The organism is Lysobacter sp. Root916, assembly GCF_001429785.1.
In the GTDB taxonomy this organism is placed as follows: Bacteria; Pseudomonadota; Gammaproteobacteria; order Xanthomonadales; family Xanthomonadaceae; genus Lysobacter.
The window spans coordinates 533,459-558,560 of sequence record NZ_LMJF01000012.1 but is presented as its reverse complement, the minus strand read 5'-3'; the positions used below and the strand labels follow the sequence as shown (position 1 = coordinate 558,560).

Below are 25,102 nucleotides of genomic sequence, written 5' to 3'. Positions count from 1 at the left end.
AATAGCGCCGCCGCCCACGGATCCTTCCGTGGACGGGCGGCTCACATCCTTGTCCAGGGCTCTCCCCCTGCATTCGTCGGGCGTCCTGCCCGTGCGTTGTCAGCCACCGCATCCCTGCGGGACCGACGGTTCCTCAGCGGCGGTTGGCCGCGCGCTGTGCGCTGCCGCCGCCGACGGCCGGCGCAGCGGGCTTGCGCGCCGGTGCTGCCTCGCCGATGACGATGCGGTCGCGATTCTTTTCCACGGTCTTCAGGCCGATGCCCTTGACCAGGGCCAGCTGTTCGGGGCTGCGGAAGGCGCCGTTGGCCTTGCGGTAGGCGACGATGGCCTCGGCCTTGGAGGCGCCGACATTGAGCAGGACGCGGTCCAAGGTGGCGACGTCGGCGCTGTTGATATTGACCTGTTCGGCGGCCAGGGCGCTGCCGGCGAACAGCAGCGACAGCAGCAGCGCACGGAGGGCGAGCGCGAGGACGTTCATCTTGTTCAGCTCCATGGAGTGGATTCCGTTCCGATACCGGGCGGTGGGAGAGTCCGCCGGGGGATTCGGTCTCCGCGACTCGATGGGGTCAGCGTATCGCCGCGGCATTGCGGAAAAAGCCAGCGGATGCCGCGTCGCAGGGTAGGAAAAGTCCTACAGGGCCGGGAGGCGTAAACTTGCGGGTCTTACCCCCAGCTCGAGGCCCTTCGATGGACGCCAGCAAGGTCGACCGCTACGTCGGCGAAAAATGGGACGACGAAATCGTCCCGCAACTGGTTGAATACATTCGTATTCCCAACAAATCGCCGATGTTCGACGCGGACTGGGTCCAGCACGGCTACATGGACGACGCGGTCAAGCTGATGGAGTCCTGGGCGCGCGCCCAGACCATCCCGGGCATGCAGGTCGAGGTGGTGCGCCTGGAAGGCCGCACCCCACTGATCTTCATCGACATCCCGGCCGCGCACGGCGGCAGCGACGAGGATTGCGTGCTGCTCTACGGCCACCTCGACAAGCAGCCGGAGATGACCGGCTGGGACGCCGACCTCGGCCCCTGGACCCCGGTCATCAAGGGCGACCGCCTGTACGGCCGCGGCGGCGCCGACGACGGCTACGCGATCTTCGGCTCGTTGGCCGCGATCATGGCCCTGCAGGAACAGCAGCTGCCGCACGCGCGCTGCGTGATCCTGATCGAGGCCTGCGAGGAATCCGGCAGCTACGACCTGCCGGCCTACGTCGATCACCTCGCCGAGCGCATCGGCAAGCCGTCGCTGGTGGTCTGCCTGGATTCGGGCTGCGGCAACTACGAGCAGCTGTGGTGCACGACCTCGCTGCGCGGCCTGGCCGGCGGCAACTTCACGGTCAAGGTGCTCAGCGAAGGCGTGCACTCCGGCGACGCCTCCGGCATCGTGCCCTCGAGCTTCCGCCTGCTGCGTCAACTGCTGTCGCGCCTGGAAGACGAGACCAGCGGCAAGATCCTGGTCGAAGGCCTGTACGTGGACGTGCCCGAGGAACGCCTGGAGCAGGCGCGCCAGGCCGCCAAGGTGCTGGGCAACGCGGTCTACGACAAGTTCCCGTTCCTGCCGGGCATGAAGCCGATGGCCAGCGAACTGTCGGAGCTGGTGCTCAACCGCACCTGGCGCCCGGCGCTGTCGGTGACCGGCGTGGACGGCATGCCGCCGCTGTCGTCGGCCGGCAACGTGCTGCGCCCGCACACCTCGGTCAAGCTCAGCCTGCGCCTGCCGCCGACCCTGGACGGCAAGCGCGCGGGCGAGCTGCTGAAGGAAGTGCTGGAACGCGACCCGCCCAACGGCGCGCAGGTGACGATGGAACTGGAGAAGGCTTCGACCGGTTGGAACGCGCCGGCGCAGTCGCCCTGGCTGACCCGCGCGATCGACGCCTCCAGCCGCGATTTCTTCGGCCAGCCGGCGATGTACATGGGCGAAGGCGGCACGATTCCGTTCATGGGCATGCTCGGCGAGAAGTTCCCCGGCGCGCAGTTCATGATCACCGGCGTGCTCGGCCCGCATTCCAATGCGCACGGCCCGAACGAGTTCCTGCACATCCCGATGGGCAAGCGCGTAACCGCCTGTGTCGCGCGCGTGGTGGCCGAACATCACGCCGCCAGTCAGCGCGGCGAAACCAGCGGCGTGGCCGCGGTCGCCGGCGGCGAGCAGCACGGCGATCACGGCTGCTGCTGATCGCGCAGGTCACGGGCCGGATCTCGACGATCCGGCCCGTCGTACACGGACCACGGACGCGGCGCACGACGCCATCGTCATGCTTGGCGCCGCGCGCTGCGACCGGCCGGATTCCGACAGCGTCTTGCGTGCCTGGCGGCGTGGCCGCCGCCGCTCCCGGCCCTAGGCAGTATCGTCCGGCCCCTCCGCAGCGCCCCTGCTGCGCCGCGACACGGCGCTCACCGCCACGACTGCTAGGATTCCCGGGCGTCACCACGACCCTGAGGAGGGGAACGCTATGGGCGGTATCGTTTATACGATCATCATCGGTGCGGTCATCGGTGTGCTGGCTCGTTTCTTCAAACCGGGCGCCGATCCGATGGGGTGGATCCTGACCATCCTGCTGGGCATCGCCGGCGCATATGTCGGTAGTTACATCTCTGGGATGCTGGGACTCGGTGGCGCAATAACCGGCTTTATCGTCTCGATCATCTGCGCCATCGTGCTGTTGTTCCTCTACGAGATCATCCGCAGCAAGACGGCGAAACGCTGATCCGGCGTCGGTCGTGCGAGAGGACGCCCCGGCTTCGGCTGGGGCGTTTGCGTTTGGGGGTGAGCACCCAGATCCTCGATGCCCCTGCTCCCGCTTGCGGCGACTGCAGGCAGTGCAACGCCGAGTAGGTGCCCAAGGGACGGATGAGGCGGCGGGATCAAGTGGGAGTGACGCGGCGGCCCTCACCCCAACCCCTCTCCCGCAGGCGGGAGAGGGGCTTAAGCGTGGAAGGCCGATGGCCGGGAAGCGCTGCGCGTCAGCCCAAAGTGCAACGCCGAGTAGGTGTCCGCAGCGCGGATGAGGGCAACAGGATCAAGTGGGAGTGGCGCGGCCCTCACCCCAACCCCTCTCCCGCAGGCGGGAGAGGGGCTTAAGCGGGAAAGGCCGATGGCCGGCAAGCGCTGCGCGTCAGCCCAAAGTGCAACGCCGAGTAGGTGTCCGCAGCGCGGATGAGGGCAGCGGGATCAAGTGGGAGTGGCGCGGCTGCCCTCACCCCAACCCCTCTCCCGCAGGCGGGAGAGGGGCTTAAGCGTGGAAGGCCGATGGCCGGGAAGCACTGCGCGTCAGCCCAACAAGCGATCGATCACCCGCTGCGCCAGGTCCTCGGCGACCTGCTCCACCGTGTTCAACACCAGCTCCGGCGCTTCCGGCGCCTCGTAGGGCGAATCGATGCCGGTGAAGTTGGGGATCTTGCCCGCGCGGGCCTTGGCGTACAGCCCCTTCACGTCGCGCCCCTCCGCCACCGCCAGCGGCGTGTCGACGTAGACCTCGACGAACTCGTCCGGCCCGAACAATTCGCGCGCCATGCGGCGTTCGGCGCGGAACGGCGAGATGAAGCTGACCAGCACGATCAGGCCGGCGTCGGTCATCAGGCGCGCGACTTCGGCGACGCGGCGGATGTTCTCGACGCGGTCCTCGTCGGTGAAGCCCAGGTCCTTGTTGAGGCCGTGGCGCACGTTGTCGCCGTCGAGGATGTAGGTGTGATGGCCGAGTGCGTGCAGGCGCTTCTCGACCAGATTGGCGATGGTCGATTTGCCCGAACCCGACAAGCCAGTGAACCACACGCAGCGCGGCGTCTGCGCCTTGCTGCGCGCGCGCGCGGCCTTGTCGACATCGACGTGCTGCCAATGGATGTTGCCGGCGCGGCGCAGGGCGAAATCGAGGGTGCCGGCGGCGACGGTGGCGTTGTCCTCGCGGTCGATCAGGATGAAACCGCCGAGCGCGCGATTGTCGCGGTAGGCCTCGAACGCGACCGGCTGATCGAGGTTGAGGTTGCAGTAGGCGACCTCGTTGAGTTCCAGATGCTTGGCGGCGAGCTGGGCCTGGGTGTTCACGTCGATCTTGTGTTTGATCTCGGTGACGGTGGCGCTGACCGTGCGCGTGCCGATCTTGAGCCAGTACGGACGGCCCGGCAGCAGCGGGCTCTCGCCCATCCACAGCAGGTGGGCGGCGAACTGGTCGGCGACCTGGGCTGGCGCGTCCGCGGAGGCGATCACGTCGCCGCGACTGATGTCGAGCTCGTCGTCCAAGGTCAGCGTGACCGCCTGGCCGACGCCGGCGACCTCGAGATCGCCACCGGCCGTGACGATGCGCGCAACCCTGGAACGCCGGCCCGAGGGCAGCGCCGCGATCTCGTCGCCGGGCCGCACCACGCCCGCGGCCACGGTGCCGGCGAAGCCGCGGAAGTTCTGATTCGGGCGATTCACCCATTGCACCGGCAGACGGAAGCCGACCTCGACCTCGTCGCGCGCGACATCCACGGTTTCCAGATGCTCGAGCACGCTGACGCCGTCGTACCAGGGCATGGCCTGCGAGCGCTGCAGCAGGTTGTCGCCACGCAGCGCCGACAGCGGAATCGCCGTGACCTGGGCGATGCCGCGTTGCGCCGCGAGTTCGCGGTACTCGGCGACGATGGCCTCGAACACCGCCTGGTCGTAGCCGACCAGGTCCATTTTGTTGACCGCCAGCAGCACGTGACGGATACCAAGCAGCGCGGCGATGTAGGTGTGGCGACGGGTCTGGGTCAGCAGGCCCTTGCGCGCGTCCACCAGCACCACGGCCAGGTCGGCGGTGGAAGCGCCGGTGGCCATGTTGCGGGTGTACTGCTCGTGGCCCGGGCAGTCGGCGACGATGAACTTGCGCCGCTCGGTGCCGAAATAGCGGTAGGCGACATCGATGGTGATGCCCTGCTCGCGCTCGGCGGCCAGGCCGTCGACCAGCAGGGCGTAATCGATCTCGCCGTTCTGGGTGCCGTGGCGTCGGCTGTCGGCGTTGAGCGCGGCGAGCTGGTCGTCGAACAGCAGGCGGGTGTCGTGCAGCAGGCGCCCGATCAGGGTGCTCTTGCCGTCGTCGACGCTGCCGCAGGTGATGAAGCGCAGCAGGCCCTTGGATTCGTGCAGGCGCAGGTACTCGACGACTTTGTCGCCGACGGGGTTGGGGATTCGGGATTGGGGATTCGCAACAGCGGTCCCCGTATCCGAACCTGCTCCAGCCTTCCCGAATCCCGAATCCCGAATCTCGAATCCCGGCTTCATCAGAAATAGCCCTCCTGCTTCTTCTTCTCCATCGAGGCGGAGGGGTCGTGGTCGATCACCCGGCCCTGACGCTCGGAGGTGGTCGCCACCAGCATCTCGGCGATGATCTGCTCCAGCGTTTCGGCCTCGGACTCGATCGCGCCGGTCAGCGGATAGCAGCCCAGGGTGCGGAAGCGCACCTTGCGCAGCTGCGGGGTTTCGCCCGGCCGCAGCGGCAGACGCTCGTCGTCGACCAGGATCAGGGCGCCGTCGCGCTCCACCACCGGACGTTCGGCGGCGAAGTACAGCGACGGCACCGGGATCTTCTCGCGGTAGATGTAGAGCCACACGTCGAGCTCGGTCCAGTTCGAGATCGGAAACACGCGCACGCTCTCGCCGCTGCGGATGCGGGTGTTGTAGAGATTCCACAGCTCGGGACGCTGGTTCTTGGGGTCCCAGCGGTGCTGTTCGTTGCGGAACGAGAAGATGCGCTCCTTGGCGCGCGACTTCTCCTCGTCGCGGCGCGCGCCGCCGATCGCGGCGTCGTGGCGCGCCGCATCCAGCGCCTGCTTCAGGCCCTGGGTCTTCATCACATCGGTGTGCACGCTGGCGCCGTGGCTGATCGGACCGATCCCACGCGCCAGGCCGTCGGGGTTGGTGTGCACGCGCAGGTCGACGCCGGTCTCGGCGGCGCGGCGGTCGCGGAAGGCGATCATTTCGCGGAACTTCCAGCCGGTGTCCACGTGCAGCAGCGGGATCGGCGGGCGCGCCGGATGGAAGGCCTTGAGCAGCAGGTGCAGCAGCACCGAGCTGTCCTTGCCCACCGAGTACAGCATCACCGGGTTACGGAATTCGGCCGCTACTTCCCGAAGGATATGAATGCTTTCGGCTTCGAGGCGGTCTAGGTGGCTCAGGTCCAAGGTCGGGCTCGTGGCTGCGGGGCGTGCGTAGGCGCCGCGCCGGGGCCCGGCGCGACCGGGACTATCTGACCACAGAAGGGAATCGGGAGACATGCCAGCGGCGACGCACCTGCGAACGGGCCGCCATTAGGCCGCCCCGGCCGGCGTGCCCGGAAATGAGCGCAGGGCATGAACGCATAACGCAGCATCCTTTCCGCGCGCCTCGCGCGGGGCCTAGCCTGCAGGCTCCGAACCTCGCCGTTCCCTGCCCCGAGCCCGCCCTCCGCCATGCCCGCGCCCGCGCTACTTGCCACTCCGCTGACCGAGGACCGGCTGTCCGCGCTGCTGCGTCTGACCGACGACCTCGACCGCGACGGCCTGTGGTGGCTGTCCGGCTACGCCGCCGGACTGGCCGCACGCACCGCCGGCGGCGCCCTGGCGCCGGTCCCACTGGCGCCCGAGGCGCGCAGCGGCGAACGCCTGACCGTGGTCTACGGCAGCCAGACCGGCAACGCCAAGCGCCTGGCCGAGCAGCTCGCGGCCCAGGCCGAGCAGGCCGGCCTGTCGGTGCGCCTGCTGCGCGCCGACGCCTACCCCACCCGTGAGCTCAAGAACGAACGCCACCTCTACCTGGTGGTGAGCACCCAAGGCGACGGCGACCCGCCCGACGACGCCCGCGGCCTGGTCGAGTTCATCGCCGGCAAGCGCGCGCCCGAGCTAAAGCAGCTGCACTACGCCGTGCTCGGCCTGGGCGACTCCAGCTACCCGCAGTTCTGCGCGATCGGAGCCAAGCTCGACGAGCGCCTGGCCGAACTCGGCGCGACCCGCCTGCTCGCGCGCGGCGACGCCGATCTGGACTTCGAAACGGTATCCACGCCTTGGCTGCAGCAGGCCCTGAGCGCGGCCAAGGACGCGCTCAAGCCGAGCGCGCCGCTGGCCACCGTCACCCCGCTGCGTCCGCTGCCGGCCGCGCCGGCCTACACCCGCGAATCCCCGTTCGCGGCCGAGCTGCTGGTCAACCAGCGCCTGACCGTGGGCGGCAGCGACAAGGATGTGCGCCATATCGAACTGTCGCTGGAAGGCTCGGGCCTGAGCTACGCGCCCGGCGATGCGCTCGGCCTCTGGCCGCGCAACCCGCCGGCCCTGGTCGAGGCGGTGCTGCAGACCCTGGAACTGGACGGCGACAGCGACGTCGAGCACGGCGGCCAGCGCCTGCCGTTGCGGCAGTGGCTGGGCGAGAAGCGCGAGCTGACCAAGCTGGCGCGCCCGTTCGTGGCCAGCCACGCCGCGCATGCGCGCAGCGACGAACTCAATCGCCTGCTCGCGCCGGACAACGCGGCCGCGTTCACCCGCCTGCTCGCCGACACCCAGGTGATCGACCTGCTGCAGCGCTACGACGGCGCCTGGTCGGGCGAGGAACTGGTGGCCGCGCTGCGCCCGCTCACGCCGCGCCTGTACTCGATCGCGTCCAGCCAGAAGCTGGTCGGCGACGAAGTCCATCTGACCGTCGCCCATGTCGAATACGCCAGCGCCGGCGGCACGCGCTGGGGCGCGGCCTCGCACCTGCTCGCGCGCAGCGAGGAAGGCGCGCGCCTGCCGGTGTTCGTCGAACACAACGAGCGCTTCCGCCTGCCGCGCGACGGCGCCCGCGACGTGATCATGATCGGCCCCGGCACCGGCGTCGCGCCCTTCCGCGGCTTCGTCCAGGAGCGCGCCGCCGACGGCGCCAGCGGCCGCAACTGGCTGCTGTTCGGCAATCCGCATTTCCGCAGCGACTTCCTCTACCAGACCGAATGGCAGGCGGCGCTGAAGGCGGGCCAGCTGCAGCGCCTGGACCTGGCGTTCTCGCGCGACCAAGCCCACAAGATCTATGTGCAGGACCGCCTGCGCCAGGCCGGTCGCGATCTCTACGACTGGCTGGAAGGCGGCGCCCATCTGTACGTCTGCGGCGACGCCACCCACATGGCGCGCGACGTGCACGCCGCGCTGCTGGCGGCGATCGCCGAGCACGGCGGCAAGAGCGCCGAAGACGCCGAGGAGTATCTCAACGGCCTGCAGCAGCAGGGCCGCTACGCGCGGGACGTGTACTGATGAGCGCGCATTCCGTCGAAGACATCAAGCGCTCCAGCGCGCGCCTGCGCGGCAGCCTGCTGGAGAGCCTGGCCGACCCGGTCACCGGCAGCCTGCGCGAGGACGATCAGACCCTGATCAAGTACCACGGCAGCTACCAGCAGGACGATCGCGACATCCGCGACGAGCGCCGCCTGGCCAAGCTGGAGCCGGCCTACAGCTTCATGATCCGCACCCGCACCCCGGGCGGCGTGGTCACCCCGGCGCAGTGGCTGAAGCTGGATGCGATCGCCACCACCTACGCCGAGCGTGGCCTGCGCATCACCACCCGCCAGGCGTTCCAGTTCCACGGCGTGATCAAGACCGAACTCAAGCCGACCATGCAGGCGATCAACGCCACGCTGATCGACACCCTGGCCGCCTGCGGCGACGTCAACCGCAACGTCGCGGTGGCCGCCAACCCGCTGCGCTCGCACACGCACGCGGCCGTGTACGCCCAGGCCGCGGCGCTGTCCGAGCACCTGCTGCCCAACACCCGCGCCTACTACGAGATCTGGCTGGACGAAGAACGCGTGGCCGGCAGCGGCGGCGAAGAAGAGCCGATCTACGGCAACGTCTACCTGCCGCGCAAGTTCAAGATCGGCTTCGCGGTGCCGCCCTACAACGACGTCGACGTGTTCGCCCAGGACCTGGGCTACATCGCCGTGCTCGACGAGGCCGGCGAACTGCTGGGCTACAACGTCAGCGTCGGCGGCGGCATGGGCGCGACCCATGGCGATCCCGAGACCTATCCGCGCCTGGGCAACGTGATCGGCTTCGTCACGCCCGAGCAGGTGATCGCGGTCGGCGAGGCGGTGGTCACCGCCCAGCGCGACCACGGCAACCGCGCCGTGCGCAAGCGCGCGCGCCTGAAGTACACCATCGACGACCATGGGCTGGACTGGTTCCAGGCCGAAGTCGAACGCCGCGCCGGGTTCCCTCTCCCCCCGGCGCGGCCGTTCGCCTTCGCCCACAACGGCGACCGCTTCGGTTGGGTCGAGGGCGAGGACGGGCGCGCGCATCTGACCCTGCGCATCCCGGCCGGCCGCATCGTCGATGGAGAGTCCGCCGACGGTTCGCAGGTGCGCCACCTCAGCGGGCTGCGCGAGCTCGCGCAGTTGCTGAGCGCGCAGCAAGACGGCGCGGGCGCGGAATTCCGCATGACCCCGAACCAGAACCTGACCGTGGCCGGCATCGCGCCGGCGCTGCGCGCGCGCGTCGATGCGCTGATCGCGGAATACGGCCTGGACGGCTACCGCGACGCCAGCCCGCTGCGCCGCAACGCCCTGGCCTGCGTGGCCCTGCCGACCTGCGGCCTGGCCATGGCCGAGGCCGAACGCTATCTGCCGGAACTGATCGGCAAGGTCGAAGGCCTGCTTCAGAACCACGGCATCGGCGATGCCCCGATCCACCTGCGTATCAGCGGCTGCCCGAACGGCTGCTCGCGCCCCTACCTGGGCGAGATCGCCTTGGTCGGCAAGGCGCCCGGCCGCTACAACCTGATGCTGGGCGCCGATCACCGCGGCCAGCGCCTCAACACCCTGTACCGCGAAAACATCGCCGAACCCGAGATCCTGGCCGCGCTGAATCCGCTGTTCGCCGACTACGCCGCGCAGCGCCAGGCCGAGGAAGGCTTCGGCGACTACCTGCTGCGCAGCGAAACCGTCGCCATCCCGCCCCACGCCATCCGTCCCAGCATTCCGATCGCCGTCGTCGCCACCGAGGTCCGCGCATGAGCCCGCCCGATCCCATCACCGCCGCCGAATCGCCGCGCGCGCTGGCCGATCTCAACCGCTGGCTGGAAGGTATGAGCGCACAGGATCGTGTGGCCTGGGCCTTGGAGAACACCGCCGGCGAACACGCGCTGTCGTCCAGCTTCGGCGCGCAGGCCGCGGTCTCGCTGCACATGGTCACGCGCCAGGCGCCGAAAATTCCGGTGGTCCTGATCGACACCGGCTATCTGTTCCCGGAGACCTACCGCTTCATCGACGAGATGAGCACGCGCCTGGATCTGAACCTCAAGGTCTATCGGCCACAGATCGGCATCGCCTGGATGGAAGCACGCATGGGCAAGATCTGGGAACAGGGCGTGGACGGGATCGAACGCTACAACCGCCTGCGCAAGGTCGAGCCGATGCAGCGCGCCTTGAACGAACTCGGCGTGCGCACCTGGATCGCCGGCCTGCGCCGCAGCCAGTCCAGTACCCGCGCCAATCTCGACTTCCTGAGCCTGCGCGACGGCCGCTGGAAACTGCATCCGCTGGCCGATTGGAACGACCGCGACGTCTGGCAGTACCTGCAGGCGCACGACCTGCCCTATCACCCGCTGTGGCACGACGGCTATGTGTCGATCGGCGACGTCCACACCACCAGCAAACTCGAGGACGGCATGCGCGAGGAAGACACGCGCTTCTTCGGACTCAAGCGCGAGTGCGGGCTGCACTTCGACGACGAAGGCGCGGCCGAGCAGGCGGCTTAAGGCGCGCTTGCGCAGAAGCAAATCCCCCCTACCCCCCTTTTTCAAAGGGGGAACTCCGACGGAAGGAAAGGGGGAACTTCGATGGAAGGACACCGCAATTCCACGCTTGCATGCGCGCTGCCTCCCCCTTTGAAAAAGGGTGAGGGCGCGCGGTTTACGAACCGCAGGTTCGTGCGCGACTGAACGCCAGCGGGCTATGCCCGCTGGCCGGACGGATTGAGGGGGATTTGCTTTTCGCTCCATTCGTCCGAACGAAGCCGATGCACAGCGCCTGCGACGGTGTCGCGAGCCAGCCCGAACGCTGCGCTCAGACCGCAGCCGTACGCATCAATTCTTCCCAACTGGGCGCGCGCGGCCATTGCGCCTCGAGGTTGCCCTCGAGCACGCGCCGCAGATCGCGGCGGTCGATCTGCGGGGCCAGGCCGTGCAGCAGTTCCAGCGCGTAGTCGCGCAGCACGCGCGCGCGCGGGATCACCGCCCAGGTCACGCATTCGGGCAGCGCATCGGGCGCGGTCAGCGCCTTGAGGTCTTCGTCGCGGCCGGTCACCGCCATTTCGGCGAGCACGCCCACGCCCAGGCCGGCGCGCACGTAGGTCTTGATCAGGTCGGCGTCGCGCGCGGTCATCGCCAACTGCGGCTCGACCCCGCCGGCGGCGAAGGCGCGGCGCAGCGAGGATTCCGGGCGCGTCGAGGACTCGTAGCTGATCAGCGGATGCGCGGCCAGTTCGGCCAGCGTGGGCGCACGCTTGAGCGAGGCCAGCGCATGCGTGCGCGGCACCAGCACCACCCGGCGCCAGCGGAACAGCGGCACCGCCAGCCCGCCTTCGGGCGCGGCGCCGGCGGTGCTGATCACCGCCAGGTCGGCGTTGCCGTGCGACAGATGCTCCAGCACCTCGCCGTCGGCGGTCGCCTGCAGATGCACGCTGACCTGCGGGAAACCGCGCTTCACGTTGGCGATCACCGGCGGCAGCACGTAGCGCGCCTGGGTGTGGGTGGTGGCCAGGACCAGGCGGCCGGCGTGCTGGCCGCGCTCGTTGGCGGCGTAGGCGCGGATGTTGCCGGCCTCGTCGAGGATGCGGCGCGCATGCGCGAGCACACGCTCGCCGGCCGGCGCGATCGCTTCCAGGCTGCGGCCCTTGCGCACGAACAACTGGAAGCCCAGTTCGTCCTCCAGCTGTTTGAGCTGCTTGGACAAACCGGGCTGAGTGGCGTGCACGCGCTCGGCGGCCAGGGTGATGTTGAGGCCGGAGTCGGCGATCGCGACGAGGTAGCGCAACTGGGTGAGAGTCATAACGGCGGAATCCGGAACAGGGAGACGAGAGGACGGCGGCAGGCGACGGCGCGGCAACACCCGGGCATCCGGCACGACATCGTGTCCACTTTTATCTCTCTATACGGATAGAAGGATTTATAGCCTAAGCCGGCCCGCGGCCGCTGTCCAGTAGTGTCGGCCCGGTGGCGGCCCCGCGCTCATGCCGTTAGGGCATGGGCACAGGCGGGGGCGTCATTTCCCCCGCCGGGCCGGGGTTTGTAGGTTCGCCTCAACGTCTTCGGCCCTGCGCGCCCCGCCACTGAACATGAGTACCGGTCTTTTCCCCCTGTTCGCCGCCCTGCGCGGCCGCGCCGTTCTCGTGGTGGGCGGCGGCGCGGTCGCGCAGCGCAAGGTCGAGGCCTTGCTGGAGGCCGGGGCGCAGGTCCGGGTCGGCGCGCCCGCGTTGCAGCCTTCGCTGGTCCAGTTAGCCGAACAGGGACGCATCCGGCATCTGCGCGGCGAGTTCGCCGAGCACTGGCTGGACGAGGTCTGGCTGGCGATCGCGGCCACCGACGATGCGCAGGTCAACCGCGCCGTCGCCGCCGCCGGCGAAGCGCGGCGGGTCTGGGTCAACGTCGTCGACGATGCCGAGGCGTCCAGCTTCCACGTGCCCGCGCGCATCGAGCGCGGCCCGTTGCAGATCGCGATTTCCAGCGGCGGCGGCGCACCCATGCTGGCGCGCCATCTGCGCGAACGCCTGGAAACCCAGCTCGATCCCTCGCTGGGCGAACTGGCCGAATTATTGGGGCGCGAACGCCTGCGCATCCGCGCGCATTACCCCGACTTGGGCGCGCGACGGCGCTTCTTCGACCGCCTGCTCGACGGCCCGCTGCCGGCGCTGCTGCGCCAACACCGCCATCGCGCCGCCGAACGCGCGTTCGCGCAGGCGTTGGAAACGCGCGAACCGCGCACCCCGCGCGGTTCGGTGGTGCTGGTCGGCGCGGGCCCCGGCGATCCGGGCCTGCTGACCCTGCGCGGCCTGCGTGCGCTCAACGAAGCCGACGTGATCCTGCACGACCGTCTGGTCAGCGCCGAAGTGCTGCGGCTGGCGCGGCGCGACGCCGAACGCATCGAAGTCGGCAAACAGGCCGGCGATCATCACACCACCCAGGACCGCATCCACGAGTTGATGCTGGAACATGCGCGCGCCGGCAAGCGCGTGGTCCGGCTCAAGGGCGGCGACCCGTTCGTGTTCGGGCGTGGCGGCGAGGAAATCGAAGTGCTGCGCGCGCACGGCATCGCCTTTGAAGTGGTGCCCGGCATCACCGCCGCCCTGGCCTGCGCGGCCTACGCCGGCGTGCCGCTCACCCATCGCGAGCACGCCCAGTCGGTGCGCCTGGTGACCGCGCACTGCAAGGACTCGGAGGACGAACTGGACTGGGCCGCGTTGGCGCAGGAACGCCAGACTTTGGCGGTGTACATGGGCGTGGCCGGGTTGGAGCGCCTGCGCGATCGTCTGATCGCCCACGGTCGCGCCCCGGGCACGCCGTTCGCGCTGATCGAGAACGGCTCGCGCGCGAACCAGCGCACCGTGGTCGGCACCCTGGCCGAACTGCCCGACGCCGCGCTCGCGCACGACGTGCGCTCGCCGGCGTTGCTGATCCTGGGCGAAGTCGCGGGCCTGGCCGAACGCCTGCACTGGTACGGCGCGGCGCCGCTGCGCCACGCGCCGGCGCTGGCAGCCGCGGCCTGAGTCCGCCCCTCCCTCTTTTCCGAATCAGGACCCGCCATGGCCCTCTACGACAGCATCCTCGACACCATCGGCAACACGCCCATCGTCAAACTGCACCGGATCGCGCCGGCGCATGTCTCGCTGTACGCCAAGGTCGAATCCTTCAACCCGGGCGGTTCGGTCAAGGACCGTCTGGCGCTGGCGATCGTGCTGGACGCCGAACGCAGCGGCGCGCTCCAGCCCGGCCAGACCATCGTCGAGGCGACCTCCGGCAACACCGGCATCGCCCTGGCCATGGTCGCGGCCGCGCGCGGCTATCCCTTCGTGGCGGTGATGACCGAAACCTTCTCGGTCGAGCGCCGCAAACTGATGCGCGCCTACGGCGCCAAGGTGATCCTGACCCCGGCCGCCGAGCGCGGCAGCGGCATGGTGCGCAAGGCCGCCGAACTCGCCGCGCAGCACGGCTGGTTCCTGGCCCGCCAGTTCGAGAACCCGGCCAACCCGGCCTACCACCGCAGCACCACCGGCCCGGAGATCCTGCGCGATTTCGCCGGCAAGCGCCTGGACTATTTCGTGACCGGCTGGGGCACCGGCGGCACCCTCAGCGGCGCCGGCCAGGTGCTCAAGCTCGCGCGTCCGGATCTGAAGATCATCGCCTCCGAACCCGCCGGCGCCTCGCTGCTGAGCGGCAAGGACTGGCAGCCGCACAAGATCCAGGGCTGGACCCCGGACTTCGTGCCGGCGGTGCTGGACCGCGGCGTGGCCGACGAGATCCGTCCGGTCGACGACGTGCTCGCGCGCGACACCGCGCGCCGCCTGGCCGCCGAGGAGGGCGTGTTCGTCGGCATCTCCGCCGGCGCCACCGTCGCCGCCGCGCTCCAGGTCGCCGAGCAAGCGCCGGCCGGCAGCGTGCTGCTGGCGATGCTGCCCGACACCGGCGAGCGCTACCTCTCCACCTTCCTGTTCGAAGGCGTGGCCGAAGGCTCCGACGACGAATGGCTGGCCGCGCTGGCGCAGGAAGACAGCGTGGCGGCCTGAGCCCCGCTGCCTGTGGGAGCGGCGTGAGCCGCGATCGCCTTACTCGCGCCTTCCCACAGCGCTCCCCGCGCCCAATCCGCGACCCGCCATTCACCGCGCGCACCGGGGCGTTTACCCTGTGCGCTCGCGGCCCCGTTGGCCGCGCGGAGATCGCATGACCCAGCTTCACGCCGACGAGCGCGCCGACCAGCGCCTCGCCTGGGCCCGCCGCGCCACCGGCGACAGCCGCCTGCAACTGCAGCGCGCCTCGGTCGACGCTGGCTTCCGCAGCTATTGGCGCGCCGCGCCCGATGCGGCCGGCATGCCCGCTAGCGCCATCGTCATGGACTCGCCGCCGACGCTGGAGGACGTACGCCCCTGGCTGCGCATGCGCGCGCTGCTCGAAGGCGGCGGCGTCCGTGTGCCGCGCGTGCTGGTCGAGGACACCGAACACGGCTTCCTGCTGCTGGAAGACCTGGGCGGCCCGACCCTGGCCCAGATCATCGACGCCGACAGCGCCGATGCCTATTTCGATGCCGCGATCGAGCAGTTGTTGAAGCTGCAGGCGATCGCCCCGCCCGAGGGCATGGGCGAGTTCGGCGAGGCCCTGCTGCAGCGCGACGCCGGCCTGTTCGAGGAGTGGTTCCTGCGCCGTCATCTGGGCCTGGAACTCGACTGCGACGACACCGACCGTCTGGAGCTGGTGCAGCGTCGCCTGATGGACAACGCGCTCGCGCAGCGGCAGGTGCTCACCCATCGCGATTTCATGCCGCGCAATCTGATGCCGGTGCAGCCGGGCCCGGCGGTGCTGGACTTCCAGGACTGCGTGCGCGGCCCGGTCGCCTACGACGCGATCAGTCTGTTCAAGGACGCGTTCCTGAGCTGGCCGCTGGACCGCGTCGACGCCTGGCTGGCGCGTTACCACCAGCGCGCCGTCGCCGCGGGCGTGCCGGTGCCGGTGCTGGCGCGCTTCCGTCGCGACGCCGACTGGCTGGGCGTGCAGCGCCACCTCAAGATCCTGGGCATCTTCGCGCGCCTGCACTACCGCGACGGCAAGACCAAGTACCTGCCCGACGCGCCGCGCTTCATCACCTATCTGGACGAAGTGCTGCCGCGCTATCCCGAGCTGCAGCCGCTGGCGGAGCTGCTGGACACGCGCATCCGTCCGGCGCTGGCGAGGCTCGCGGCATGAAGGCGCTGATCTTCGCGGCGGGACTGGGCGAGCGCATGCGCCCGCTCACCGACACCACGCCCAAGCCCCTGCTTGCGGTCGCCGGCAAGCCGCTGATCGAATGGCATCTGGAGAAACTGGCGGCCTGCGGCGTGCGCGAGGTCGTGATCAACACCTCCTGGCTGGCGGAACAGTTTCCGCGCGCGCTCGGCGACGGCGCGCGCTGGGGGCTGCGCATCGTCTATTCCTACGAAGGCGCCACGCCGCTGGAAACCGGTGGCGGCATGCTGCATGCCCTGCCCCTCCTTGGCGACGCGCCCTTCCTGCTGGTCAACGGCGACGTCTGGACCGACTTCGACTTCGCGCGCCTGCCGCACGAGCCCGAGGGGCTGGCGCATCTGGTGATGGTCGATCGGCCGCCGCAGGCCACCCAGGGCGATTTCGCGCTGGACGAGGACGGACTGGTGCGCAGCGACGGCGCGCACCGCCTCACCTACGCCGGCCTCGGCGTGTATCGCCCGCAATTGCTGGACGGGTGGCGTGCGCACAGCCGCGATGCCGGCGCCGACGACACTCCGCCGCGCTTCCGTCTGGCGCCGATCCTGCGCGCGCACATGGCCGACGGCCGCATCCGCGGCGAACACCACCGCGGCCGCTGGACCGACGTGGGCACGCCGCAGCGGCTGGCCGACCTGGACGCGGCGCTGTCGGGCTGAGCGCCAGGCATCGTCCGACGAACTGCTAGCATGCGCGGCGATATGACCGACCGACACAAACCGCTCAGCAAATTCCTCAGCCTGATCCTGCGCCATGAACCCGAGGCTATCGGCCTGCAACTGGACGCGGAAGGCTGGGCCGACGTGGACGAACTCATCGCCAAGGCCGCCGCGCACGGCAAACGCTACGACCGCGAGCTGCTGCGGGAGCTGGTGCGCGACAACGACAAGCAGCGCTTCAAGCTCAGCGACGACGGCGATCGCATACGCGCCAACCAGGGCCACTCGATCGATATCGATCTGGCCCTGACCCCGATCGAGCCGCCGGCCTTGCTGTACCACGGCACCGCCACTCGCCACGCTGAGGCGATCCGCGCCGAGGGCCTGCGCAAGCAGAGCCGCCAGCACGTGCACCTGTCGGCCGATCGCGATACCGCGCTCAAGGTCGGCAGCCGTCATGGCCGGCCTGTCGTGCTGCACGTGCGCGCCGGTGAAATGCATGCGCGTGGGTTCGCCTTCTTCCGCGCCGACAACGGCGTGTGGCTGACCGATACGGTGCCGGCGGAATTCATCGAATGGCCGGCGCAGACATGAGGCCGGCGCCCGCAACGCGACGCCACCACAGGAGCATGGGCGCATGAGCGCCGGGCACCGTTTCTCCGACGCGGAACGCGGCGGCGTCTACCGCGCCATCTTCGAGCGCCGCGACGTGCGTTCGCAGTTCTTGCCCGACCCGATTCCCGCGGACGTACTTGAGCGCCTGCTACGCGCCGCGCACCATGCACCGTCGGTGGGATTCATGCAGCCCTGGGACTTCATCGTCGTCGAGGATCCGGCGGTCAAGCACGAAGTGAAGGCTCTGCACGCGCAAGCCAATGCGCAGGCCGCGCACAACTACCGCGACGAACGCGCCGAACTTTATCGGCAGCTCAAGCTGGAAGGGATCGTCGAAAGCCCGATCAATCTGTGCATCACCTGCGACCGCGGCCGCGGCGGCGAACATGTGTTGGGTCGCAACACCATGCTGGACGCGGACCTGTTCAGCGCCTGCCTGGCGGTGCAGAACTTGTGGCTGGCCGCGCGCGCGGAGGGCATCGGCGTGGGCTGGGTCAGCATCCTGGAACCCCGCGAACTGGCGCGCGTGCTCGGTCTGCCCGAGGGCGTCGAACCGCTCGCTTACCTGTGTCTGGGCTATGTCAGCCAGTTCCTGGAGCGACCGGAGCTGGAAACGCGCGGTTGGCGCTCGCGCCTGCCGCTGCAGGATCTGGTGCATGCCAACGCCTGGGGCGGTGAGGTGCAGGACCCGGCGCTGCGCAGCGCGCTGCTGGCCGGCGAGCCCGATCGGGACCCGGCTCGCGGCGGTTAGGAGGAGTCCGCCCACCCCTGCGTCCGCGGGCATCGTTCATTGGGAGCGGATCATGCGTGGAGTCGCCACCGCCTGCCTGCATGCCTTGCTGCTATGCGGCGCCCTCGCAAGCGCTCGAGCGGCCGAACCCCGAGCCGGGGCGCTGTACGTACTACCTGGGCGACGTGCTGTTCGACGACGACCCGCGCCTGACCGCCGCGCGCGCCAGCAACTGGCCTACGGCGGCAACGGCATCGCCCATCCGCAAGGCGACGCGCGCAGTGGCTGGCGCGTGCAGCGCGACATCGTGCTGGGCTTGAACGTGCCGGGGTATGCGCGCTGCGGGCGTTAAGCCATTCGCTCGACGTCCCGTCTGAGGCTTTGGGGTAGGAGCGGCGTAAGCCGCGACCGCGCCACTGCGACAACGACGCAGGCCGCGACCACCACTTGGCACCCCACTCACGACGCAAGCGAGTTCCGCGATCGCGGCTTACGCCGCTCCCACAGTGGTGGGTGCGTCGCTACGGCGAAACTTGCGATGACCACAACCACAATCGTGCACACAGGCGCGCGCAGCCCTGCTTCCTGTGGGAGCGGCGTGAGCCGCGATTGCGTTAGCGCGGCGACATACACATTCGACGCAAGCCGGTGTCGCGGTCGCGGCTCGCGCCGCTCCTACAGGAAGCAAACCGTGCAGACCTTGCCAGGTGGAGCGCCGTTTCCTGTTATCGCCTTAAGAAATCCAGGCACCCATGTACAGGGCAATAAAGGACGGCGCGGTCGCAACGATCGCGGTCGCGATGCCGGGACGGGTTATGTGGCGCCAGATGCCTACCACGCATGCGCTGACCGCGATGCACGCGATCACTGCCCAGGTTTCATAGCCAATCAGACAGATCGGGCTCACTCGCCCTACGGTCAAAGAAGGTTTGACGATAGCCAGTGCGGTCGACGCGATCAGCAACGCGACTCCAACAGTTGCGAACACAGCCCAGGATTTGCGAGCTGCCACGGTCAAGCCCGCCGACACCAACGCCGGGATATATCCGACAAAGCTCCAGAATTCATACGACACGCAAAGCTCCCGAAACAGGTCGCTCGCCGCCCGATCATCTCGCATGATCGATGCACGTGTTCAAGCCCTGTCCTAAGCATCGCCCATCCGACCGACGTCCGGACAGGTCAGGGTGGTATCCGCGCCTCAACGCTGCTCCAGCGTCTGCTTCAGAAACGGCACGGTGATGCGGCGCTGCGCGGCCAGGGAGGCGCGGTCGAGGCGGTCCAGCAGCGCGGTCAGGCCGGCCAGGTCGCGGTCGACGCGCTTGAGCATCCAATCCAGCGCGGCCTCTTCCAGGACCAGGCCGCGGCGTTGCGCGCGCTGGCGCAGCACTTCGGCGCGGCCATCGTCGTCCAGCGGCGACAGCGCGATGCGCGCGCATTGCGACAGGCGCGAGCGCAGGTCGGGCAGGCTCAGGGCGAGGCCGTCGGGGGCTTCGCGCGCGGCGTAGATCACCGCCGCGCCGGCGGCGCGCGCGCGGTTGTGGGCGTCGAACAGGGCGATCTCGTCCTCGCGCGTGCCAGCGATGACGTCCAGGCCGTCCAGTGCCAGCAGGTCGTTGCCTTCCAGCGCTTCGAGCGCGTCGCGCAGGCGCCCGGCGGCCGCGACCAGCGGCAGGTAGGCGGCGCGGCGTCCGCCGGCTTCGGCGGCGGCGCAGGCGGCGAGCAGCAGGTGGGTCTTGCCGACGCCCGCGGGGCCGGCCAGGTACAGCCAATCGCCGCCGGCCCGCTCGGCCAAGGCGCGCAGTTGCGCGATCGCTCCTGCCGGCGCGGCGACGAAGGTGTCGAGTCGCTGGTCCGGCGGGTAGCGCAGCGCCAAAGGGAGCTGCGGCACGCTCATCGCTGCAGGTTCATCGCGGCAGACTCATCGCGGATCGCAGCCGGCTCACTCGGGTTCGCGTTCGGCCGACGCCGGCACGACGAGCGGGCCCGGCTCCAGCAGGATCGACGACGGCGTGCCCGCGTACAAACGGCTGCGGGTGTAGCGCTCCTGCGCGTAACGCAGCAGCACGTTGGCCACCGCCGCCACCGGCAGCGCCAGCAACATGCCCAGGAAGCCGAACAACTGGCCGCCGGCGAGCACGGCGAAGATCACCGCGACCGGATGCAGGCCGATGCGGTCGCCGACCAGCTTGGGCGTGAGCCAATAGCCTTCGATCAGTTGGCCGATGCCGAACACGGTGAGCACGCCGGCGACGTATTTCCAGTCGCCGTACTGCACCAGCGCGGCGATGGTGCCCAGGACGATGCCGCTGGCCGGGCCCAGGTAGGGCACGAAGGTCAGCAGGCCGGCGATCAGGCCGATCAGGATGCCCAGATCCAGGCCCACCGCCCACAGGCCCAGGCCGTACATCACGCCCAGGATCAGCATCACCAGGAACTGGCCGCGCAGGAAGGCGCCGAGCACGTCGCTGGACTCGCGCGCGAGGCGGCCGACGGTGCTCAGGTGGTTGCGCGGCACCAGCGAGGCCACGCGCGCGACCATCAGGTCCCAATCGCGCAGGAAGAAGAAGGTGATGACCGGCAGCAGCGCGATATTGGCGGCCATGCCGACCAGGGCGAAGCCCGAGCGCGACAGATAGCCCAACAGGGTGCTGGCGACGCCGCCGGCGCGCTCCCAGTTGCTGCGCACCAGCTGACTGATGTGCTCCAGATCCAGCCAGGTGGTGATCTCGAATCCGGTACGCATTTCCACCCACGGCAGCGCGGTGTTCATGAACCAGTCGCGGTAGCTGGGCAGCGAGGCGATCAGGGTGGAGATCTGGCGCTCGATCAGCGGCACCAGGATCACCAGCACCAGCAGTACCAGCAAGGCCATGGCGGTGAACACCAGGGTCACGGCGACGTTGCGCGAGCGCCCGGCGCGTTCCAGGCGGTCGACCAGCGGGTCGCCCAGCCAGCCCAGCAGGGCGGCGACCACGAACGGAGTCAGGATCGGCGCCAGCAGCCACAGCAGCCAGCACGCGCCCAGGCCGAGCGCGGCCCATTGCAGGCGGCGCAGGAATTGGGCGATGTCGTGCAGGGGGGTGGTTTCCATCCGCGGATCCTATGGGTTGCGAGCGGGCGGCGCGCCGGTGAACGGCGCGTCGCCATGAGGGCCCAGCCTAGCCGGTCAGCGCAGGCGGTAGACCGGCGGCTGGCCTTCCAGGCCTTCCTGCGCCTCGAGCACGTCGTCGCCCTCGGTCATGCGCTTGAAGCCCTGCAGGCCGGAGATCAGCTCCAGCTCGAACTCGACCCCGCTGGGGCTGGCGCGTACCGGGGTGATCCGGCGCACCACGGCCAGCCGCTGCAGGTAGCCGGACAGGCGGATGAAATCGTCGCTGCTGGTGATGCCGGTGAAGGTCACGCGGTAGTTGCCCGGCGGGCCGGCGGCGGTGCCGCGCTTGGCGTAGCGGCGCATCAGGGCGTCGGCGGCGCCGTCCGCACCGCCGGACAAGGCGCGGCGGGCGTCGGCCTCTTCGCTGGTCCAGGTCGACAGCACCTTGCCGCTGTCGACGAAGATCCAGTCGGCCTTCCAGCCGGCCTTGGAGCGGTAGAGCTTGCCGATCAGCTGCATCGGCGGGCTGTAGCGGGCCGAGGCGCGCGCGACCGCGGCGCTGTCGCCGCGCCAGATCGCGCCGACCGCGGCCTGTTCAGCCGCGTTGCCGGTGGGCAGGCCGAGGCGGTAGCCGCGCTCGATCGCGCGGTTCAGGGTCGAGCGAGCGGCGTTGGCCTGGGCCAGGCCGACCAGGCGCGGGCCGCTGCCGTCGTCGATGGCCAGCCACAGCACCGGCTTGGGGCGCGGGGTCGGCCAGACCGGCAAACCCAGCACCGAGGCCAGGCTGTCGACCTGGGATTGGTCGAAATTGACCACCAGGGTGGTGCGGTAGCTGGGCGCCCCGGTCGGGCCCACGCCCTCGTCCTGGCGGTAGTCGTAGCCGGCCACGTAGTCCTTGGCGCGGCGCAATTCCTGGCCCACGCCCGGGCGCGCGGCCGCGCCGCGGTCGCCGGACAGCTTGCCCAGCACCTGCGCCAGCGCGCGCGCGAAGCCCGCGTTGCGCTCAGCCTCGCCCTGGCCGTTGACCGGCACTTCGGCCGCGTAAACGCCCTCGGCCTTGGCACGATCGCCTTCGACACGCTGCGCCCAGGCGGCAGAGCTCGCCAGCAGCAGGGTCGCGACCAGTAAAACGCGGATTGCCCGAACCATCGCTGTCCCTAGATAGGTGCGTAATGGATGAAATGGTGCCGTAGTGGGGCCGGAACGTCCATTCGCGCGCTCCGCGACTGGTAAAATGTCGGGCTTGTCCTCTTACTCGCGCCCGCCGGAGCCGCCGTGACCGCTTCCATCCCCGACGCTCCCACTCCCCTGACCTACCGCGATGCCGGCGTCGATATCGACGCGGGCAACGCCCTGGTCGAACGCATCAAGCCGATGGTCAAGCGCAGCTTCCGTCCCGAAGTCATGGGCGGGCTGGGCGGTTTCGGCGCGCTGTTCGACCTGTCGGGCAAGTACCGCGAGCCGGTACTGGTCTCGGGCACCGACGGCGTGGGCACCAAGCTGAAGCTGGCCCAGCAGCTCGGCCGCCACGACAGCATCGGCATCGATCTGGTCGGCATGTGCGTGAACGACGTGCTGGTGCAGGGCGCCGAGCCGTTGTTCTTCCTCGACTACTTCGCCACCGGCAAGCTCGACGTGGACACCGCCGCGGCCGTGGTCAGCGGCATCGCCACCGGCTGCGAGCAGTCCGGCTGCGCCCTGATCGGCGGCGAGACCGCCGAGATGCCCGACATGTACCCGCCGGGCGAATACGACCTAGCCGGCTTCACCGTCGGCGCGGTCGAGAAGTCGCAGTTGCTCGACGGCAGCCGCGTGCGCGAGGGCGATCTGCTGATCGGCCTGGCCTCCAGCGGCCCGCATTCCAACGGCTATTCGCTGATCCGTCGCATCTACGACCGCGCCGGCCGTCCGGCCGACACCGACCTGGGCGGGGTCAAGCTGATCGATGCGCTGATGGCGCCGACCCGCCTGTACGTGAAGCCGGTGCTGGAGCTGCTGCGCGCCAACGACGGCGCCCACAAGATCCACGCCATGGCCCACGTCACCGGCGGCGGCCTGACCGAGAACATCATTCGGGTGGTGCCCGACGGCCTAGGCCTGGACATCGACGCCGCGTCCTGGGAACTGCCGCCGGTGTTCCAGTGGCTGCAGCGCGAAGGCGCGGTGACCCAGGAAGAAATGTGGCGCACCTTCAACTGCGGCATCGGCTTCGTGCTGATCGTGGCGCCGGAAGACGCCGCCGAGATCGAAGCCGAGCTGGAGCGCATGGCGCTGGCGAACTGGCGCATCGGCCGGGTGGTCGCGCACGCCGACGGCGAACGCGTGCATATCGGTTGAAGCAGGAGTGAGCTTAGAGGAGAGAGAAGTGAGTAGGAGCAATACCCCTGCGACGCGGGCGCTTTCGCTCGCTGCTCACTACTCCACGCTCACTTCTTGCTCCAAGCCATGAACGCCATCAAGAAGGCGGCGCTGGCCGTGGTCCTGGCCGTGTTCGCGATCAGCTGGATCGCGCCGACCAGCCCTTTCGAGCAGGGCATGCACAGTGTGCTGACCGTGGTCGGCCTGGTCTGGCTGTGGCTGCACAACCGGCGCTGGCCGATGCGCGATAGCCACTTCATCGCGATCTGCGTGTTCATGATCGCCCACTGCGTGGCCGCGCGCTGGCTGTATTCCTACGTGCCCTACGACCGCTGGATCCAGTGGTTGACCGGCGGCTGGTCGCTGGATCGCGCGCTGGGCTTCGAACGCAATCACTTCGACCGCTTGATCCATTTCCTCTACGGCGTGTGCTTCACGCCAGCGGCGCGCGAGTACTTCCGCCAGCGCTGGCCGGCGCTGAGCGCGCGCCAGGCCTTCGTGCTCGCAGTCGCCGCGATCATGTGCACCAGCCTGATCTACGAATGGATCGAATGGGCGATCGCGCTGGGCATGTCGCCGGAAGCCGCCGAGTCCTACAACGGCCAGCAGGGCGACGTCTGGGACGCGCACACCGACATGTTCCTGGCCACCCTGGGTTCGCTCGCGGCCTGGCCGCGCCGCCGCGCCCGCGCATGAACGCCGTCGCGCTGCCGCCGGCCCTGCAGGACTTCGAGCGCCGCGTCGCCGCGGTCGATTGGGACGCCTACGAGCGCCCGCAATGGAGCGACGCCGCGCAGGTACGCGCGGCGCTGGCCGACGCCCTGCACGCGCACGACCGCACCAGCAGCGAGCGCGCCTATCACGCCGTGCTGTACGCGGTGGGCAACAACCACGCCGGCACCTACCACGCGATCGCGCTGGCGGTGCTGCCGTTTCTGGGCGAACTGATGCGCCACGGCCAGGGCTGGGCGCGCAGCACGGCGCTGGAGGCCTTCTTCGACCTGGCGCTGTCGTTCGAGCCCGACCGCGACCAGCAGGCGCTGGCGCCCGAGCTGGCGCGCCAGGCGCGCGCCATGCGCCCGGTGCTGGAAGCCATCGCCGCGCAAGGCGGCGCCGACGCCGTCACCGCCCACGAAGCCCTGCTGGCGCTGGAGCCCGGCGCGGACTGAAAGCGCCGAGAACGCGCGCCACCCCAGGTTTCTTGCGACACTGCGCGCTCGCAGGCGGCTTGGCCGCGCCCGCGCCGACTCACCCACACGGCGTTCGGCCCGCCGTCACGGAGGACGCATGGGCGCTTGGGGCATCGGTTCGTTCGACAACGACCACGCCAGCGATTGGCTGCTGGACCTGATCGAAGGCGAGGATCTCGCGCCGATGCGCGCGGCGATCGCGCAGGTGCTGGCGGAGGACGACTACCTGGATTCGGACCTGGCCGTGGAAGCGCTGGCCGCGATCGAAGTGCTGGCCGCAACCCTGGGCCGGCCCACCGCCGCGATCCAGGACGAGGCCGAATTCCAGGCCTGGCTGGCGGAGCTGCAGTTGCAGGGCGACCCCAGCCTGGTGCCGGAGGCGCTGCGCGCGCTCGAGCGCATCCTGGCCCCGGAATCGGAACTGCGCGAGCTTTGGGAAGAGACCGAGGACTACGAGGACTGGTGCGCGGACGTCGCGCGCCTGCGCTCGCACGTGGGCGCCTGAGCGCGACCGTCG

The 25,102-nt window shown here is 69.7% G+C and carries 24 protein-coding genes; 16 read left to right on the top strand and 8 right to left on the bottom strand.

The genetic code is table 11. The features are described 5' to 3' along the window. Positions 1–133: 133 nt before the first annotated feature. On the bottom strand, positions 134–493 hold the full coding sequence (locus tag ASE35_RS12080; protein WP_235567278.1) for a helix-hairpin-helix domain-containing protein: 360 nt from the start codon (positions 491–493) through the stop codon (positions 134–136). A 194-nt stretch (positions 494–687) separates the two neighbouring features. Here ASE35_RS12080 and ASE35_RS12075 point away from each other — a divergent pair, with 194 nt between their 5' ends. Continuing rightward, positions 688–2,178, top strand: coding sequence for a M20 family metallopeptidase (locus ASE35_RS12075; protein ID WP_057163952.1), 1,491 nt, complete (start codon positions 688–690; stop codon positions 2,176–2,178). A gap of 277 nt (positions 2,179–2,455) precedes the next feature. Continuing rightward, positions 2,456–2,710 carry a GlsB/YeaQ/YmgE family stress response membrane protein gene (locus tag ASE35_RS12070; RefSeq protein ID WP_057163951.1) on the top strand — a complete coding sequence of 85 codons (255 nt, stop codon included), beginning with the start codon at positions 2,456–2,458 and terminating at the stop codon, positions 2,708–2,710. Positions 2,711–3,273: 563 nt separating this feature from the next. Here ASE35_RS12070 and cysN read toward each other — a convergent pair. Both cysN and cysD read right to left on the bottom strand, forming a co-directional pair. Further along, positions 3,274–5,244 carry a sulfate adenylyltransferase subunit CysN gene (gene cysN / locus ASE35_RS12065; protein WP_082611239.1) on the bottom strand — a complete coding sequence of 657 codons (1,971 nt, stop codon included), beginning with the start codon at positions 5,242–5,244 and terminating at the stop codon, positions 3,274–3,276. After that, positions 5,244–6,236 (bottom strand): sulfate adenylyltransferase subunit CysD, encoded by a 993-nt coding sequence (gene cysD / locus ASE35_RS12060; protein ID WP_082611238.1) that lies wholly within the window; start codon positions 6,234–6,236, stop codon positions 5,244–5,246. Before cysD ends, cysN begins: the two co-directional genes overlap by 1 nt. A gap of 174 nt (positions 6,237–6,410) precedes the next feature. Here cysD and ASE35_RS12055 point away from each other — a divergent pair, with 174 nt between their 5' ends. Genes ASE35_RS12055 through ASE35_RS12045 form a run of 3 tightly spaced genes read left to right on the top strand, consistent with a single transcriptional unit; the run spans position 6,411 to position 10,710 of the window. Continuing rightward, positions 6,411–8,213, top strand: coding sequence for an assimilatory sulfite reductase (NADPH) flavoprotein subunit (locus ASE35_RS12055; RefSeq protein ID WP_057163949.1), 1,803 nt, complete (start codon positions 6,411–6,413; stop codon positions 8,211–8,213). Beyond that, a complete protein-coding gene (gene cysI, locus ASE35_RS12050) occupies positions 8,213–9,967 on the top strand; it encodes an assimilatory sulfite reductase (NADPH) hemoprotein subunit (RefSeq protein WP_057163948.1) in 1,755 nt (584 codons plus the stop codon). Before ASE35_RS12055 ends, cysI begins: the two co-directional genes overlap by 1 nt. Next, positions 9,964–10,710 carry a phosphoadenylyl-sulfate reductase gene (locus ASE35_RS12045; RefSeq protein ID WP_057163947.1) on the top strand — a complete coding sequence of 249 codons (747 nt, stop codon included), beginning with the start codon at positions 9,964–9,966 and terminating at the stop codon, positions 10,708–10,710. Before cysI ends, ASE35_RS12045 begins: the two co-directional genes overlap by 4 nt. Positions 10,711–11,017: 307 nt before the next feature. Here the strand turns inward: ASE35_RS12045 and ASE35_RS12040 are convergent, their stop codons facing one another. Continuing rightward, positions 11,018–12,001 (bottom strand): LysR family transcriptional regulator, encoded by a 984-nt coding sequence (locus tag ASE35_RS12040; protein WP_056182892.1) that lies wholly within the window; start codon positions 11,999–12,001, stop codon positions 11,018–11,020. A gap of 286 nt (positions 12,002–12,287) precedes the next feature. On the opposite strand from ASE35_RS12040, the gene cysG reads away from it, so the two are divergent. The 7 genes from cysG to ASE35_RS21190 all read left to right on the top strand — a co-directional run bounded on the left by cysG (position 12,288) and on the right by ASE35_RS21190 (position 18,295). After that, positions 12,288–13,715 carry a siroheme synthase CysG gene (gene cysG, locus ASE35_RS12035; RefSeq protein WP_057163946.1) on the top strand — a complete coding sequence of 476 codons (1,428 nt, stop codon included), beginning with the start codon at positions 12,288–12,290 and terminating at the stop codon, positions 13,713–13,715. A 36-nt stretch (positions 13,716–13,751) separates the two neighbouring features. Further along, complete coding sequence (gene cysK, locus ASE35_RS12030) at positions 13,752–14,732, top strand: cysteine synthase A (protein ID WP_057163945.1); 981 nt, start codon at positions 13,752–13,754, stop codon at positions 14,730–14,732. A gap of 154 nt (positions 14,733–14,886) precedes the next feature. Next, entirely contained in the window at positions 14,887–15,903 is a 1,017-nt protein-coding gene (locus tag ASE35_RS12025) for a phosphotransferase (RefSeq protein WP_057163944.1), read from the top strand. Further along, positions 15,900–16,598, top strand: coding sequence for an N-acetylmuramate alpha-1-phosphate uridylyltransferase MurU (murU, locus tag ASE35_RS12020; RefSeq protein WP_057163943.1), 699 nt, complete (start codon positions 15,900–15,902; stop codon positions 16,596–16,598). The genes ASE35_RS12025 and murU overlap by 4 nt, the downstream gene beginning before the upstream one ends. A gap of 42 nt (positions 16,599–16,640) precedes the next feature. Then, complete coding sequence (locus ASE35_RS12015; RefSeq protein ID WP_057164047.1) at positions 16,641–17,192, top strand: RNA 2'-phosphotransferase; 552 nt, start codon at positions 16,641–16,643, stop codon at positions 17,190–17,192. 43 nt (positions 17,193–17,235) lie between these two features. Beyond that, a complete protein-coding gene (gene bluB, locus ASE35_RS12010; protein ID WP_056182873.1) occupies positions 17,236–17,964 on the top strand; it encodes a 5,6-dimethylbenzimidazole synthase in 729 nt (242 codons plus the stop codon). 52 nt (positions 17,965–18,016) lie between these two features. Continuing rightward, positions 18,017–18,295: a hypothetical protein gene (locus ASE35_RS21190; RefSeq protein WP_157489424.1), complete on the top strand. Its 279-nt coding sequence runs from the start codon at positions 18,017–18,019 to the stop codon at positions 18,293–18,295. Between the two features lie 381 nt (positions 18,296–18,676). Here the strand turns inward: ASE35_RS21190 and ASE35_RS12005 are convergent, their stop codons facing one another. From ASE35_RS12005 to ASE35_RS11990, 4 genes are all read right to left on the bottom strand, one after another. After that, positions 18,677–19,018 carry a hypothetical protein gene (locus ASE35_RS12005; protein WP_157489423.1) on the bottom strand — a complete coding sequence of 114 codons (342 nt, stop codon included), beginning with the start codon at positions 19,016–19,018 and terminating at the stop codon, positions 18,677–18,679. 126 nt (positions 19,019–19,144) lie between these two features. Next, positions 19,145–19,840 (bottom strand): DnaA regulatory inactivator Hda, encoded by a 696-nt coding sequence (gene hda, locus ASE35_RS12000; RefSeq protein WP_057163941.1) that lies wholly within the window; start codon positions 19,838–19,840, stop codon positions 19,145–19,147. Positions 19,841–19,885: 45 nt separating this feature from the next. Continuing rightward, positions 19,886–21,037 carry an AI-2E family transporter gene (locus ASE35_RS11995; RefSeq protein WP_057159909.1) on the bottom strand — a complete coding sequence of 384 codons (1,152 nt, stop codon included), beginning with the start codon at positions 21,035–21,037 and terminating at the stop codon, positions 19,886–19,888. A 75-nt stretch (positions 21,038–21,112) separates the two neighbouring features. Beyond that, on the bottom strand, positions 21,113–22,186 hold the full coding sequence (locus tag ASE35_RS11990) for a DUF2066 domain-containing protein (RefSeq protein ID WP_056182862.1): 1,074 nt from the start codon (positions 22,184–22,186) through the stop codon (positions 21,113–21,115). A gap of 159 nt (positions 22,187–22,345) precedes the next feature. Between ASE35_RS11990 and purM the strand changes: the two genes are divergently transcribed. The 4 genes from purM (at position 22,346) to ASE35_RS11970 (ending at position 25,090) form a co-directional block, all read left to right on the top strand. After that, positions 22,346–23,374, top strand: coding sequence for a phosphoribosylformylglycinamidine cyclo-ligase (gene purM / locus ASE35_RS11985; protein WP_200956239.1), 1,029 nt, complete (start codon positions 22,346–22,348; stop codon positions 23,372–23,374). Positions 23,375–23,482: 108 nt separating this feature from the next. Further along, positions 23,483–24,091, top strand: a complete 609-nt coding sequence (locus ASE35_RS11980; RefSeq protein ID WP_057163940.1) for a DUF2238 domain-containing protein — start codon at positions 23,483–23,485, stop codon at positions 24,089–24,091. Beyond that, the gene (locus tag ASE35_RS11975) at positions 24,088–24,564 is read left to right on the top strand and encodes a hypothetical protein (RefSeq protein WP_057163939.1); all 477 of its coding nucleotides are present in this window, start codon (positions 24,088–24,090) and stop codon (positions 24,562–24,564) included. Before ASE35_RS11980 ends, ASE35_RS11975 begins: the two co-directional genes overlap by 4 nt. 118 nt (positions 24,565–24,682) lie before the next feature. Continuing rightward, positions 24,683–25,090, top strand: a complete 408-nt coding sequence (locus ASE35_RS11970; protein ID WP_057163938.1) for a DUF4259 domain-containing protein — start codon at positions 24,683–24,685, stop codon at positions 25,088–25,090. Positions 25,091–25,102 lie beyond the last annotated feature (12 nt).